This is a genomic window from Brevundimonas abyssalis TAR-001 (assembly GCF_000466985.1).
Classification (GTDB): domain Bacteria; phylum Pseudomonadota; class Alphaproteobacteria; order Caulobacterales; family Caulobacteraceae; genus Brevundimonas; species Brevundimonas abyssalis.
The window spans coordinates 1-14872 of record NZ_BATC01000036.1; the positions used below are offsets into that span (position 1 = coordinate 1).

13 protein-coding genes and 1 pseudogene are annotated in these 14872 nt (G+C 69.0%); 5 read left to right on the forward strand and 9 right to left on the reverse strand.

Translation table 11 applies throughout. The features are described from left to right. Window positions 1-601: S46 family peptidase (locus MBEBAB_RS09695; RefSeq protein WP_045319154.1), on the forward strand; the 601-nt coding region annotated here is incomplete at its 5' end. Between the two features lie 102 nt (window positions 602-703). Continuing rightward, window positions 704-955, forward strand: coding sequence for a hypothetical protein (locus MBEBAB_RS09700; protein WP_045319155.1), 252 nt, complete (start codon window positions 704-706; stop codon window positions 953-955). Between the two features lie 62 nt (window positions 956-1017). On the opposite strand, the gene MBEBAB_RS09710 is transcribed toward MBEBAB_RS09700, so the two are convergent. Further along, a complete protein-coding gene (locus tag MBEBAB_RS09710; protein ID WP_021697799.1) occupies window positions 1018-3876 on the reverse strand; it encodes a coiled-coil domain-containing protein in 2859 nt (952 codons plus the stop codon). Between the two features lie 117 nt (window positions 3877-3993). Next, on the reverse strand, window positions 3994-4170 hold the full coding sequence (locus MBEBAB_RS16520; RefSeq protein WP_021697800.1) for a hypothetical protein: 177 nt from the start codon (window positions 4168-4170) through the stop codon (window positions 3994-3996). A gap of 168 nt (window positions 4171-4338) precedes the next feature. Between MBEBAB_RS16520 and MBEBAB_RS17615 the strand changes: the two genes are divergently transcribed. After that, window positions 4339-4758: a phospholipase D-like domain-containing protein gene (locus MBEBAB_RS17615; RefSeq protein WP_242397138.1), complete on the forward strand. Its 420-nt coding sequence runs from the start codon at window positions 4339-4341 to the stop codon at window positions 4756-4758. Further along, a complete protein-coding gene (locus tag MBEBAB_RS09715; protein WP_242397139.1) occupies window positions 4734-5822 on the forward strand; it encodes a phospholipase D-like domain-containing protein in 1089 nt (362 codons plus the stop codon). Before MBEBAB_RS17615 ends, MBEBAB_RS09715 begins: the two co-directional genes overlap by 25 nt. On the opposite strand, the gene MBEBAB_RS09720 is transcribed toward MBEBAB_RS09715, so the two are convergent. From MBEBAB_RS09720 to folD, 5 genes are all read right to left on the reverse strand, one after another. Then, window positions 5762-6517, reverse strand: coding sequence for an endonuclease/exonuclease/phosphatase family protein (locus MBEBAB_RS09720; protein WP_045319157.1), 756 nt, complete (start codon window positions 6515-6517; stop codon window positions 5762-5764). The genes MBEBAB_RS09715 and MBEBAB_RS09720 overlap by 61 nt on opposite strands. Before the next feature lie 62 nt (window positions 6518-6579). Next, a complete protein-coding gene (locus MBEBAB_RS09725; RefSeq protein WP_021697802.1) occupies window positions 6580-7266 on the reverse strand; it encodes a TPM domain-containing protein in 687 nt (228 codons plus the stop codon). Between the two features lies 1 nt (window position 7267). Beyond that, a complete protein-coding gene (locus MBEBAB_RS09730) occupies window positions 7268-8059 on the reverse strand; it encodes a TPM domain-containing protein (protein ID WP_021697803.1) in 792 nt (263 codons plus the stop codon). Then, window positions 8056-8694 carry a LemA family protein gene (locus MBEBAB_RS09735; RefSeq protein ID WP_021697804.1) on the reverse strand — a complete coding sequence of 213 codons (639 nt, stop codon included), beginning with the start codon at window positions 8692-8694 and terminating at the stop codon, window positions 8056-8058. Before MBEBAB_RS09735 ends, MBEBAB_RS09730 begins: the two co-directional genes overlap by 4 nt. 50 nt (window positions 8695-8744) lie before the next feature. Then, the gene (folD, locus tag MBEBAB_RS09740; protein WP_021697805.1) at window positions 8745-9656 is read right to left on the reverse strand and encodes a bifunctional methylenetetrahydrofolate dehydrogenase/methenyltetrahydrofolate cyclohydrolase FolD; all 912 of its coding nucleotides are present in this window, start codon (window positions 9654-9656) and stop codon (window positions 8745-8747) included. A gap of 1387 nt (window positions 9657-11043) precedes the next feature. On the opposite strand from folD, the pseudogene MBEBAB_RS18805 reads away from it, so the two are divergent. Next, window positions 11044-11136, forward strand: a pseudogene (locus tag MBEBAB_RS18805) (hypothetical protein); the annotation flags it as partial. Between the two features lie 474 nt (window positions 11137-11610). On the opposite strand, the gene hutH reads toward MBEBAB_RS18805, so the two are convergent. Continuing rightward, entirely contained in the window at window positions 11611-13143 is a 1533-nt protein-coding gene (hutH, locus tag MBEBAB_RS09750; protein ID WP_021697807.1) for a histidine ammonia-lyase, read from the reverse strand. Beyond that, window positions 13140-14813, reverse strand: coding sequence for a urocanate hydratase (gene hutU / locus MBEBAB_RS09755; RefSeq protein WP_021697808.1), 1674 nt, complete (start codon window positions 14811-14813; stop codon window positions 13140-13142). Before hutU ends, hutH begins: the two co-directional genes overlap by 4 nt. Between the last annotated feature and the right edge of the window lie 59 nt (window positions 14814-14872).

Sequence of the window (14872 nt, forward strand, 5' to 3'; positions counted from 1 at the left end):
GGAGGGCGGTCTTGAAGCCATCGAGGCCAGCGACGATCCGCTGATCCGCTTCGCCCTCGCCATGCAGCCCATCAACCGCCCGGTGCGCGACCAGTGGGAGGCCGAGGTCGAGGCCCCGACCGCCCGCGCGTCCGAGGCGCTCGCCGCCGCGCGCTTCGCCGTCTACGGCGACGCCATCTATCCCGACGCCACCGGCACCCTGCGCCTCAGCTACGGCAAGGTGGAGGGCTGGACCTATGACGGCCGGACCGTGGAGCCGCTGACCACCTTCGCGGGCCTGTTCGACCGGGCCACCGGCGCCGATCCCTTCGTCATCACCCCGCGCATCGCCGCCGCCCGCGACCGCATCGACATGGACGCGGTGATGAACATGTCGGTCTCCACCGACACCATAGGCGGCTCGTCAGGCTCGCCCGCCATCAATGCGCGGGGCGAGATCATCGGGGCCAATTTCGACTCCACCGTCCTGACCCAGCGCAACGCCTACGGCTATGACATCAACGTCAACCGCAGCGTCATCGTCACGACCCAGGCCGTGACCGAGGCCCTGCGCAACATCTACGGCATGGATCACCTGCTGACGGAGCTGGGCGCGGACTAGGGGATGGTCTCATGGGTGATGCCGGGGGCCTGCCGCACAGCAGGCGTCCGGAACCGCAGCGACGGGTGGGAAGCGGACATTCAGCCGGTATTCTAGGGAAGCATGCAAGGAGACCTTATCCAGCGGCCGGACGCCCCTTGGCGAGGATTTGTCGCGGGCTTCGTCAGATGCGGGGCGCCGCTGCTGGCGGTGCTAATCGTCAAAACCCTGCTCGATCTGCGGGCCGGCTTGATCCTGCAAGACTTCCTCGTCGTGGGAGCCATATCTCTAGGTGGCGCGCTCATCGGCGGGATCCTGTTTGCGGTCCCGTCCATCGTCCGACTTGTGGCCTACAAATACCTGGAGGGGCGCTAGAGGTGAGAAGCGAAGGTCTGCCCCGAGTTCGTCCAAGGGCGATTGGCGAGCGGAGGACCACATCAGACGCCGTGGTCGACTCGCACGATCACCTGATCGCCCCATAGGGTTATCCTGGACGGTTTGGGCTCCAGTCGCGCTTCATACCAATAATGATCGCCCCAAACGTCCTCGCTGCCGTCAGTCCCTCCAGCGAATATGAGTTCACCGGCCTCGTTCCGGTCAATCGTCAACACGCTCCACGTCATAGGCGTTCGCAGACCTTCGACGATGAATGATCCGTCCCACCCGTCGATCGGCTCAAAACGCAGCGTGTAAGGCCCGTCTGGTCCTGCGACAGTAAATTCAAACGCCTTGGACATCTGACTCTCATGGAGGGACGATACGACGGTCAGGCCAGGTCGCCCACGGCGGCGTCCAGCAGCAGGAAGGCGCGGCCGGGGTCGGTGGCCAGGCGGGACAGGACCGAATAGCCCTCGCCGTCCTCGCGGGCGGCCTGGGCCAGCTGGCGGGCCATCTGGCGCACATAGCGCTCCACGTCGGCCTTCAGCTCCGCATCGCTCAGCACCCGGCGCGAGACGCTGCGCACGGCCGCCGGGGCGATGCGGCGCACGATCTGGCGCGCGCGGTCCGGCTCGCCGTCCTGGAAGGCGGCGGCGGCTTCCTCGACCCGTGAGCGGGGCAGCAGGGCGTTGGGGTCCACGCCCATGCGGCGGATGGCCTGGGTGATGCGTTCGCCCAGGGCCTCGTCGTCGACGACCGGCGTCTCCAGATCCAGCGGCGCATCCTGACCGGCGTCGTCGTCCACCAGATCCTTCCAGCTGAGGCTGCGGTCGCGTCGCTGTCCTTCCCGCGCGGGCGCCGGCGGGCTCCAGCTTCAGGCGGCCGCGAAGGCCGAAACCGCCCGAAGGCTCGGGATCCGCCGGGGGCGGCGCGGCACGGGCGGTGGCGGCCTTGCCCGTCTCGGGGGCCTTCTCCGCCAGCACCTCGCGGCGGCGCTGGGCGGCCACGGGCGAGTCGCCGGACACCACCCCCATCAGCCGCACGGCCTCGGACAGCATGTCGTAGTTGCGCTTGACCCGTTCCTGGAAGGCGGCGTCCAGGGCTTCGGTGTCCTCGGCCGCCTTCTGGGACGCCTCACCGAGCGCCTTGAGCCCTTCCTCCACCGCGGCGCGCACGTCATCGATGCGGCTGCGGGCCTCCTCGGGCATGCGGGCGGCCTTGATGTCCAGTTCGCCCATGGCGTCGTCCACCTGGCTGATGACCGCGTTCAGGCGCTCCACGGTCAGCTCCAGACGCTCGACGGCCTTCTGACCGGCCTCGTCCACCAGGGACGAGGTTTCGTCCACGATGCGGCGGGCCCCCTCGATGCGGCTGTCGGCGGCGTGATCGGCCTTCTGGGCGGCGGCGTAGAGCGCTTCTCCCAGAATGTCGGCGCGGGCCTGGGCCTGGTCTGCGGCCTCGGCGGCGGCGGCGCGGGATTCCGCGGCCACGGCGTTAAGGGCCTCCAGCGCCCGGCGCGCTTCCTCGGCCATGGTGTCGCGCGCATCCGCGGCCAACGCCTCGAACCGATCCAGCGCCTTGCGGGTCGCGCCGTCGAAGGCTTCCGCCTCGCGATTGGAGAGTTCGCTGAGGGCGCGGAACTGGTCCGCCGCAGCCTCGACCAGATCGCGCAGAACCTCGACGCTGCGCGACGAGGTGTCGGACAGTTCGCCGCCGGCGGAGCGGGCCGCCGACAGGGTCTCGATCAGCTGGGCGCGCTGGCTCTCGACCTGGGCCGAGAAGTCCTCCTGATCGGTGCGCAGGGCGTAGGCGGCGGTGACGAGGGCTGCGCGCTGCTGGCTGAGCCCTTCCTCGACCGACTGGATCTGTTCGGCCACGCCGGATCCGGCGTTCTCGAGCCGCAGCGTCTGGCGCGACAGGTCGTCGGCGGCCAGGCGGGCGGCGTCCTGGGCCTCCCCGGCGGCGGCGGCCATGTCGGCGGCGCGCGCGGCCAGGGCGGCCTCGGCCTCCCGAAGCTGGGTCTGGGCCAGGTCCGAGGCGTCCGCCACCATGCGGGACTGGCGCTCGACCACATCCACCACATTGGCGGCCTGTTTCTCCAGCTCGCCGGAGAGCGCCTGAAGGCTGGTCCGTTCGCCGCCCAGCTGTTCGGACAGGCGACGGGCCGAGCGCTGGGCCGTCTCCGCCGCCTCGGTCAGACGCTCGGTCTCCTCGCCCAAGGCCTGACGCAGGGCGGCCAGATCATTGCGCGCGCGCTCCACCGCCAGGGTCGCCTGATCGATGTCCCCACGCAGGGCGGTGACCATGCCCCCCGCGTGTTGGGCGGCGAGGGCCGTGGGCGCCACCATGGCGTCGGCCAGGGCGCGGGCGCGGCGGGTCTCGGCCGAAAGCTGGGCCCCCTGACGCACGGCCTGGGCCAGCAGGATGGCCAGGCCCGCCGGGGCCAGGGCCAGCAGGCTGTAGATGGCGATCTGAAGCGGGTCCAGGCCGCTCAGCCCGGCGCCGGTCTGGAACGCGGCCCAGGCGGCCACGCCGCCGATCCACAGCACCACGGCCAGTGCGGCGATCAGATAGGCGTGACGCCCGCCCGTCACGGCGGGCGCAGGGGCGGGCAGGGCGGCCGGGGCCGGAAGGGGCAGATCATCGAGCGTGGCAGGCGGCTGGGCCGCTTCATCACTCATCTGGGCGCGGATGTCGGCCATGGCCGCGGCGACGGCGGCCTCCTCGGCCTCGCGCGCCATACGCTGTTCTTCATCCTCGGCTTCGCGCGCCTTGCGTTCCTGTTCGGCCAGGCGGCGGCGCTGACGCTCGGACATGGGGCGTTCGGACGGAGCCGCCTCCGGCGCGATGTCGACCGCCTCGGGCGGGACGTCCGCCTGGGCTTCCGTTTTGGTCGACAGCCGACTGCGTTTTGTCATGGACAGGAGCCCCGTGGTCCGACGCGCGCATCACGGACAAGTTTGAGGTTTCGCGCGAACGGAGAAACTAGCCGTTCGCGGTCGCCGCGCAAAGGTGAAGGCGGCGTATTTGGCGTATCAGCAGTTGTGGGAGGGCGGCGGCGCGGTCAGTTCGGCGACCTGTTCGGTGCAATCGGCCATCCGGCGGACCTCGCGCTCGGCCTCGGGCGTGTTCACGTCCACGCCGAATTGCGCCAGGGCGGCTGCAGCAATGGCGGCCACCAAGCGGATGATCATCTGGATCAGCGTCTGCATCGCCGATCTAGCTCCCCTGTCCCAGCGTCAAAGCCTTATGCGCCTGATCCAGCTTAGCCGCAACCTTGGCCATAATGTGTTGGCTTGACGGAACCACGACCCCGGTGGAGCGTCTTCGATGCGTGGACGTGAATAAAGTCGTCACGCGACCACGTCACAAGGCGGGGCATGGATCAGGCGAACACATGGCTGAAGACCGGCGACAACTGCTGGCGCGTCGAACGCGCCGGGCGGTTCGCCGTGCTGGTTGAGAACGCCGCCTATTTCGAGGCGCTGGAATCCGCCCTGTCCAAGGCCAAGCGATCCGTCGTCGTCCTGGGCTGGCAGTTCGATCCGCGCACCCGGCTGGATCCGGAGACGCGGCCCGGCGACCGCCAGGCCGAGATCGGCCATCAGATCCGCATGATGATCAAGCAGAACCCGGATCTGGACATCCGGCTGCTGATCTGGAAATCACCGCTGCTGATCGCGGCCTCGCAGGGGTTTTTCCCACAGCGGGCCCAGCGGTGGTTCCGCCGTCGCACGGCGGATTTCCGGCTGGACAGCCCCGGCCCCCTGGGGGCGTGCACCATCAGAAGGTGGTGGTGATCGACGACGCGGTGGCCTTCTGCGGCGGCGGCGACATCGCCACGGACCGCTGGGATTCGGTGGAGCACATGGACGGGGACCCGCGCCGGTGCATGCCGTCCGGCGCCATCTGTCCGCCCCGGCACGAGGTGATGTGCGTCATGGACGGCCCGGCCGCCAGGGCGCTGGGCGATCTGGCGCGGCGCCGCTGGTTCCGGGCCACGCGCGAAGCGGTCCTGCCGATCCAGCAGGAGGGGCTGGATCCGTGGCCGGAGGGCGTCGAGCCGGACCTGACCGACGTGGAGGTCGGCGTGGCCCGCACCGAGCCCGCCTGGGGGCGGCGCGCCGAGGTGAAGGAGAACCTGGCCCTGCACCTGGACGCCATTCGCCGGGCCAGACGCCTGATCTATCTCGAGAACCAGTATTTCACCTCGCCGGTGATCGCCCAGGCCCTGATCGATCGTCTGGTCGAACCGGGCGGGCCGGAGATCGTGCTGATCTCCACCACCGAGAGCCCCAGCTGGTTCGACCGTCTGACCATGGACACCGCCCGGGCCGAGGTTCTGATGCGGCTGGAGGCGGCGGATCACGAGAACCGCTTCACCGCCTTCTGTCCCCGCACCGAGGAGGGCCAGCGCATCATCGTCCACTCCAAGGTGACCATCATCGACGATGAGTTCCTGCGCATCGGCTCGACCAATCTGAACAACCGGTCGCAGGGGCTCGACACCGAGTGCGACGTGGCGACCGTGGCGGATACGGAGGAAGGCCGCACTTTCGTCCGGCGGCTGCGCCAACGGCTGATCGCCCATTTCATGGCCGTGGACGGCGAGCATTATGGCGCGGCCGAAGCGCTGTCGCCCTCTGTCGGCCAGACCATCCTGTCGTTCGGGGGGGATCGTCTGGTTCAGCTGGGCCTGGAGCCGCCGACGCGCTTTGACCGCTTCATGGCCGAATGGCAGTTCGGCGACCCGCACGGCTCCGACGACGCCTGGTGGCCCTGGCTGAGACGGCGGCGCAGCCGTCAGGCGAGGCTGGAATCCCCCGCCGCCGACACCTCGAAATCGATCACCAGCGGCAGGTGATCAGAGGCCATGCGCGCCAAGGGCGAGGTTCCCGTCCGCGCGCCGGTGACCCGAATCTCCTCGCTGACGAAGCAATGGTCGATGCGGATGGCCGGGAAGCCTGACGGGAAGGTCTTGAGACTGGGCTTCAGGTTCAGACGCCGCTGGGCGTCGTCCAGCTTTTTCGTGAAGATCTGATACGGGCGGGTGATCGAGGTGGCGTTGAAGTCCCCGGTCAGGATCACGGGGCCCTCCAGCTTCGGCGACCCGATCCAGGCCTTGCCCATCAGCGCGGTGGCCTGAAGACGCTGTTCGCGCGGGATCAGGCCCAGGTGGGTGGTCATGATGTTGATCTCGACCCCGTCCACCTGGATCAGGCTCCACAGGGCGCCGCGCGGCTCCAGACCCTTGAGGCCGGACAGGGTCGGCAGGGCGTCGGCGCGCACCAGGGTTTCGGGCAGGCGGGTCAGGATGGCGTCGCCGTACAGCTCCTTCTCCACCCGCATGGCGGGGTGGAACTGGAAGCTCATGTCCAGCCGTTCGGCGATGGCGTGGGCCTGGTCCACCCCGCCGGTGCGGGCGCGGCCCACGTCCAGCTCCTGGAGGCAGACGATGTCCGGCTCCAGATCGGCGATGACGCCAGCGATGCGGGCCACGTCCAGCTGTCGGTCGACGCCGACGCAGCGATGCACATTGTAGGTGAGGAGTCGGGCCATGAACGCGGGACTATAGGCCTATGGGATGAAGCTTTTGAGCCCGAAAAACGGCCCGAACGGGATCAGATTTCAACCAGCCGGTCCGGCAGTTCGTTCCGGTCGCGCGGCGCGGGCGGAAAATGCCGGGCCAGCACCTGGCCGCACAGGGCGACGGCGGCCTCATAGCCCTCCGCGGCGCGGCCGGCTTTCAGATGCCGGGCCATCACCGCGACCGCGTCCATCCACACCTCGGCGTCGACCAGACCATGGATGCCCTCATCGGCGATGATCTCCACGTGATGATCGAACTCGCTGGCGAAGATCAGCACGCCGGTGCGGTTCTCGGTGACGTGCAGGCCGTGGGCCAGGAACTGGTTCATGGCCGCGCGGCGGCAACGGCCGGCCCGCAGGGTGCGTGGCGTCATCGCGCGGCGCACCGCCGGAATGCAGCCGATCAGGCAGACCAGGGCGAACACGAACAGCTGCACGGCGGCGTAGGCGGCCAGGGTCAGGCCGACCGTGATCTCGGTCGCCGCCAGGTGCGCGGCGGTCCATCCGGCCGAGAAGCCCGGCAGCCAGGAGGGATTGAAGCCGAACGGGATCAGCAGCAGCGGCACGGTCAGGGCCAGCCCCGCCGCCCAGGCCAGCACCACATCGGCGTGGTGGGACACCCGATGGGCGAAGACGCAGAAGATTTCGCCGGACGTGGTCTTTTCCGCCTCGCGGATGGCGGCGGTGATGCGGGCATGCTCCTCGCGGCCGAATTTCATCTCACCATCCTCCCGAGGCGCCGCCGCCGCCGAAACTGCCGCCGCCGCCGCTGAAGCCGCCCCCGCCGCCGAACCCGCCGCCGGACCCTCCGCTCGAACGGCTGCGCGCCGCCTCCGTCGCGGCCCAGATCAGGATCGGCGTGAGGCCGTCACCGCGCCTGCGACCCCGTCGTCCCGGCGCCCGGGACGCGGAAACCGCGCCCATGACGCCCAGCAGCAGGAACACGCCGATGGTGATCAGCACCCCCCAGACCATGACCGACTCGGGCCGCTCGGCCTCCGCCGCCCGGGCAAGGGCTTCGGCTTCGTCCAGCGTCAGCTGGTTGATGATGGCGTCGACGCCCCTGGTGATGCCGCTCTCGAACCCCGCCTGGCGGAAGTCGGGCAGGATCTCCTCGTGAATGATGCGGGCGGACAGAGCGTCGGTCAGGATCGGCTCCAGCCCGTAGCCCACCTCGATCCGCACCTTGCGCTCATTGGGGGCCACGATCAGCAGGACGCCGTTGTCAGTCTCGCCCTGGCCGATGCCCCATTCGCGGCCCAGCTGATAGCCGTAGTCCTCGATGGGGTAGCCCTGAAGGTCGTTCACCGTGACTACAACCAGCTGGTCGGTGGTTTCGGCTTCCAGCGCCTCTAGCCGCTCGCTCAGCTGCCGCTCCCGGTCCGGCGACAGCAGCCGGGCCTCGTCCACCACGCGGCCGGTCAGGGCCGGGAAGGTCTGGGCCGTCGCATGCCCGGCCGCCAGCCAGACGGCCGTCAGAACGATGATCCAGAGGAGCGGGCGAATTCTCACTGGTCGGGCGTGGCCTGAGCGGCCGACGCGGGCGGCGCGTCGAGATTGAAGTTCACCTCGGGCGCGGTCTGCGCCGCTTCGGTCGCCTCGAAGGGTAGCATGGGTTCGGAGCCGCCGTGGACGGTGCTGGCCCAGACCACGCCGGGGAAGGTGCGCAGCTCGGTGTTGTAGTCGCGCACGGCCTCATTGTAGTCGCGCCGGGCGATGGCGATGCGGTTCTCGGCGCCCTCCAACTGGGACTGGAGTTCCAGAAAGTTGCGGTTGGACTGAAGCTCCGGATAGGCCTCGACCACCAGCAGCAGACGCGACAGGGCCCCGGCCAGTTCGGACTGGGACGCCTGGAATTCCTGCATGGCGGCGGCGTCCTCGGGACTGACGTTGACCGCCGTGGCCCGGGCGCGGGCCTCGATCACCTCGTTCAGCACCGTGCGCTCCTGCACCGCCGACGCCTGGACCGTGGCCACCAGATTGGGCACCAGATCGGCGCGGCGCTGATACTGGCTCTGCACGTCCCCCCAGGCGGCGCGGGCGCGCTCTTCCTTGGTGGGGATGGCGTTGACGCCGCATCCGGCCAGCGCCGGGATCATGGCCAAGGCGAGAATCGGACCCGCCCAGGAACGTTTTGCCGTCATCATGAAATCTCCCGCCTGCCTGAGAAAGACTATTCCCCCTCGGTGACGGTTGTTCAAGCGTCCGGCAGGGCGGGATCGAGTCCGGCGGACCGGCAGGCGGCCGTGTAGGTGTTCATCAGCAGGCAGGCGATGGTCATGGGGCCGACGCCGCCGGGGACCGGGGTGATCGCGCCCGCGACCGCCACGGCCTCGGCGTAGGCCACGTCGCCCACGACGCGGGTCTTGCCCTGGGCCGCCTTCTCGGGATCGGCGGACGGCACGCGATTGATGCCCACGTCGATCACCGTCGCGCCCGGCTTGATCCAGTCGCCCTTGATCATCTCCGGACGGCCCACGGCGGCCACCAGAATATCGGCGGTGCGGGTGAGGGCGGGCAGGTCGCGGGTGCGCGAATGGGCGACGGTGACGGTGCAGCTTTCGGCCAGCAGCAGCTGGGCCATGGGCTTGCCGACGATGTTGGAGCGCCCGACGATGACCGCGTTCAGACCCGTCAGATCGCCCATCTGGTCCTTGAGCAGCATGACGCTGCCCAGCGGGGTGCACGGGACCAGCCCGGGCAGGCCCACGGCCAGACGACCCGCATTGACCACATGGAAGCCGTCCACATCCTTGTCCGGATCGATGGCGCCCAGCACGGCGGAAGAATCGATGTGATCGGGAAGAGGCAGCTGGACCAGGATGCCGTGGATGCCCGGATCGGCGTTCAGGTCCGCGATCAGGTCCAGAAGTTGATCCTGCGAGGTTTCGGCGGGCAGGCGGTGGGTGTCCGAGCGCATGCCGGAGGCTTCCGTGCGTTCGCCCTTGTTGCGCACATAGATCTGGCTGGCCGGGTCCTCGCCGACGATGACCACCGCCAGTCCAGGCTTGAGGCCGTGGCGGGCTTGAAGCTCGGCCACGGCGCGGGTGATGCGGTTCACCAGGCCCTCGGCGAAAGCCTTGCCGTCGATGCGTTTGGCTTCGGGCATGATCGTCCTCGTCAGAAATCGTGTGCGGTGGGCGATTTACAGCCGCGCCGGTTCGGCGTCTATGATCGGCCTGAACTCAAGGGGGAATCCGCTCATGTCGTCCATCCGCACCCGCCTCGCCTGTGCAAGCGCCCTGGCCCTGGTCATGGCTGCCCCGTCCATCGCACAGGAGACCCCTTGGCTGATGCCGGACCGGCCGGTCAGCGGCATGCTCGAGGAGGGTGACGCCCACGGTCAGGTCGGATCGTGGTCCGAGGAAGCCCATCTGTATGACGATTACCTGATCCGCGCCGCGCCGACCCAACGGCTGGAGATCAGTGTGACGTCGGATGACTTCGACTCCTACGTCTCGATCTATCGCGAGGGGGAGCACTCGGACCCGACTCCTCTGGCCAGCGATGACGACGGCGGCGGCTATCCGCACGCCCTGCTGCGCTTCACGCCGGAAACGGCCGGGACCTATCGGGTCCGGGTGCGCGGTTTCAGCCCCGAGGCCACGGGCGCCTATCAGGTGAGTCTGGCCGAGCGGGCTGCGGCTCCGGTCGAGCCGACTCCCACGCGCATCCGGCCGCGCGGAGATGTGCAGGGCGCGCTGACGAGGGGCGAGGACCCGGAACTGACCTATGACGAATTGTATGACGTCTATGTCTTCCGGGCGCGGGCTGACGAACGCATCCAGATCCGGCTGAACAGCGACGCTTTCGACCCGGTTCTGTATGTGGGGCGCCGTTCGGGCGTCGCCTTCGAGGAACTGGCGTCCAATGACGACGGCGACGACGGGCTGAACTCGCGCATCCTGTTCACGGCGCCCGAGACCGGCGACTACGTCATCCGCGCCGCCGCCCTGTCCTCCGATGGCGAGGGCGCCTACGTCCTGTCGCTGAGCGACGGCCCCGAGCCCGTGCCGCCGGCGCCGCTGGCGCTGGGCGACGAGATTGCGGGGCTCCTCGATGAAACCGCGACCATGGATGACTACGGCTCCGGCTATGTGGGTTACGCCTTCACGGCGCAGGCCGGGCAGCGGGTGGTGTTCGCCATGCAGTCGGAGGACTTCGACACCTACCTCGAGCTGGGTCGTGCGAGCGCCGGCGGCTTCGAGTCCATCGCCGCGGACGACGACGGGGGCGAGGGCCTGAACTCGCGCCTGGTCCACACCTTTGAGGAGGCCGGCGTCTATGAGCTTCGCGCCCGGTCGTTCGGCGGCGCGAGCACGGGCGCCTACACCCTGGGCGTCAGCGAGATTGAGCCGGATCCTGAACCCATGCCGCTGGTCTTCGGACGAGCGGTCCAGGGCGAGATCAGCGACGACAGCGTCCGGAGCGCCTCGGACGGCCGCTTCGACGCCTATCGGTTCCAGGGACAGGAAGGCCAGCGGGTGCAGATCGTCATGCGCTCGGGCGACTTCGACAGCTATCTGGAGATCGGGGCGGCCGAGGGCGAGTTCATCGCCCTTGCCTATGACGACGACGGTCTGGGCGAGGGGCTGAACTCGCGTCTCAACTTCACCATCCCGGAGACCGGCGACTACATTGTCCGGGCCCAGCCGCTGGGGGGAGCCGGACGGGGCCTCTATGCGCTGGAGCTGATCGATCGCGGCCCGGCGCCTGTGGCGGGCAGCATCATGATCGGCGCGACCGTGCGCGGGAGCCTGACCGAGAACGACAGCATGGCTGCGGGGGATTCCAGCTACTACGACGACTATCGATTCCAGGTCGAAGAGGGCGACCGCCTGCGGCTGACCATGGTGTCCAACGCGTTCGACGCCTTCCTGGCCCTGGGCGAGGGGCTGGCGGAGGACTTCGTGCTGCTGGCCTCGGATGATGACGGGCTGTCGGACACCAATTCGCTGATCGAGCACGAGTTCGACGAGGCGGGCTGGTACACCCTGCGGGCCAACAGCTATGCGCCCAATTCCACCGGCGCTACGTCATCACCATCGAGCGGCAGGAGTAGGTCAGCCCAGGGCTACGTCGTCCGGACAGAGCGTCGCCAGCCGGCCGCCTTCGATCACCTCGGCGGCGGCCTGGATATGGTCGGCGAAATAGCGGTCGGTTGGGATGGCCGTGGCCACCGTGCGCAGCTGGTCCAGCGCCTGCTCCAGCGGCGGCGAGGACGTCAGCGGGCGGTGGTGCTCGATCCCCTCGGCGGCGGCCAGCAGCTCGACCGCCAGAATGTTGGCGACGTTGTCGGCCATGTCGCCCAGACGCCGCGCGCCGTGGGTGGCCATGGAGACATGGTCCTCCTGACCGGCCGAGGTGGGGATGGTGTCCACCACCGCCGGATGGGCCAGCATCTTGTTCTCCGAGGCCAGCGCCGCGGCGGTGACCTGGGCGATCATGAAGCCCGAGTTCAGGCCCGGGTCGCTGGTCAGGAAAGCGGGCAGGCCGCTCATCTTGGGGTCGATCAGGATTGCGGTGCGGCGTTCGGAGATGCTGCCGATCTCGGCGATGCACAGGGCCAGCTGGTCGGCGGCGAAGGCCACCGGCTCGGCGTGGAAATTGCCGCCCGACAGCACGTCCCCGCTGTCGGGGAAGACCAGCGGATTGTCGGTGGCGGCGTTGGCCTCGATCACCAGCGTCCGGGCCACGGCCCGCATGACATCAAGAATGGCCCCCATGACCTGGGGCTGGCAGCGGAAGGAATAGGGGTCCTGAACCTTCAGGCAGTCGTCGCGATGGCTGTTGCGGATGGGGCTGTCGGCCATCAGGGTGCGCAGGGCGGCCGCCGTGTCGATCTGGCCCGGCTGGCCGCGCAGCTCGTGGATGCGCGCGTCGAACGGGGCGTCGGAACCCTTCAGCGCGTCGGTGGACATGGCCCCGGTGACCAGCGCCGAGCGGAACAGGTTTTCGGCCCGGAACAGGCCCACCAGCGCCAGCGCCGTGGAGCACTGGGTGCCGTTCAGCAGGGCCAGGCCCTCCTTGGCGGCGAGGACGACGGGCGTCAGGCCCGCCTTCTCCAGCGCGATGTTTGCCGGCTCCCACGCGTCCTCGAACCAGACCATCTGGCGCGGTTCGCCGATCATGGCGGCGGCCAGATGGGCGAGGGGCGCCAGATCGCCCGAGGCGCCCACCGAGCCCTTGGCCGGGATCAGGGGGACCAGCCCCCGGTTCAGCATGTCGGCCAGAAGCTGAACCGTCTGGCGCCGCACGCCCGAGACGCCGCGCGTCAGGGACGCGATCTTCAGCGCCATGATCAGGCGCACGGTCTGGTCCGCCAGCGCGGCGCCGACGCCGCAGGCGTGGGACAGGACCAGATTCTTCTGCAGGGTCTCCAGATCCGCGTCGTCGATGCGGGTGTTGGCCAGCAGGCCGAAGCCGGTGTTGACCCCGTAGACGGTGCGCCCGTCCTCGACGATCCGGGCCACCGTGGCCGCGCCCTGATCCAGCAGGTCGAGGGCGGCGGGGGCGATGACGACGGGCGTGTGCTCGGTGGCCAGGGTGCGCAGCTGATCCAGAGTCAGGCGCTCGGCGCCGATGGTGATGCTCATCGGGCGGCCTCCAGCGAGGGCAGGTTCAGGCCATGTTCGCGCGCGGCGTCCTTGGCGATGTCATACCCCGCGTCGGCGTGGCGCATGACGCCGGTGGCCGGGTCGTTCCACAGGACGCGCTCCAGCCGCTTGCCCGCCTCCGGCGTGCCGTCGGCGACGATGACCACGCCCGAGTGCTGGGAGTATCCCATGCCCACGCCGCCGCCATGGTGCAGTGATACCCAGGACGCGCCCGAGGCCGTGTTCAGCAGGGCGTTCAGCAGGGGCCAGTCGGACACGGCGTCAGAACCGTCAATCATTGACTCGGTCTCACGGTTGGGGCTGGCCACCGAGCCGGAGTCCAGATGGTCCCGTCCGATGACGATGGGCGCGGACAGTTCGCCCGACGCCACCATCTCGTTGAACATCAGCCCCGCCCGGTGCCGGTCGCCCAGGCCGATCCAGCAGATGCGCGCGGGCAGGCCCTGGAAGGCGATGCGCTCGCCCGCCATGTCCAGCCAGCGGTGCAGCCCGGCGTTGTCGGGGAACAGGCGCTTCATGGCCGCGTCGGTCTTCTTGATGTCTTCCGGATTCCCGGACAGCGCCGCCCAGCGGAACGGTCCGATCCCGCGACAGAATAGGGGGCGGATATAGGCGGGCACGAAGCCGGGGAAGGCGAAGGCGTCCTTCACGCCCTCGTCGAAGGCCACCTGACGGATGTTGTTGCCATAGTCGGTGGTGGGCACGCCCTGACCATGGAAATCCAGCATGGCCTGCACGTGAACGGCCATGGACTTGCGGGCGGCGGCCTCCACGGCGGCGGGGTCGGTCTGACGCTTGGCCTCCCACTCCGCGACCGTCCAGCCGGAGGGCAGATAGCCGTTGACCGGGTCGTGGGCGCTGGTCTGGTCGGTGACCAGATCGGGCCGCACGCCCCGCTTGATCAGTTCAGGCAAAATATCAGCTGCATTGCCCAACAACCCGATTGATTGGGGTTTTTTGTCCTTGATGGATTGATTAAGAAGCTCCAGCGCCTCATCCAGCGTGTCGGCCGCCACGTCCAGATAGCGGGTGCGCAGGCGCATCTCGATGCGGCTGGGCTGGCACTCGATGGCCAGGCAGGACGCGCCCGCCATGGTGGCCGCCAGAGGCTGGGCCCCGCCCATGCCGCCGAGGCCCGCGGTCAGGATCCACTTGCCCGACCAGTCGCCGCCATAGTGCTGGCGGCCCGCCTCCATGAAGGTCTCGTAGGTGCCCTGAACGATCCCCTGGGTTCCGATGTAGATCCAGGACCCGGCGGTCATCTGGCCGTACATCATCAGGCCCTTGCGATCGAGCGCGTTGAAGTGCTCCCACGTGGCCCATCTGGGCACCAGATTGGAGTTGGCGATCAGCACGCGCGGCGCGTCCTCGTGGGTGCGGAACACGCCCACCGGCTTGCCGGACTGCACCAGCAGGGTTTCGTCCGGCTCCAGCCGCGTCAGCTGGTCGACGATGCGGTCGAAGGACGGCCAGTCGCGCGCCGCCTTGCCGATGCCGCCGTAGACCACCAGGTCCTCGGGCCGCTCGGCCACCTCGGGATCCAGATTGTTCATCAACATGCGCAGGGCGGCCTCGGCGGCCCAGGTCTTCGCCGTCTTGTCCGGCCCGCGGGGGCTTCGGATGACGCGGGTGTTGGGGGCGTCGGGCATTCAAATCTCCCTGTCGAATGCGGCTATTGTTATGTCTAGACATAATGGGGTGCAAGGGG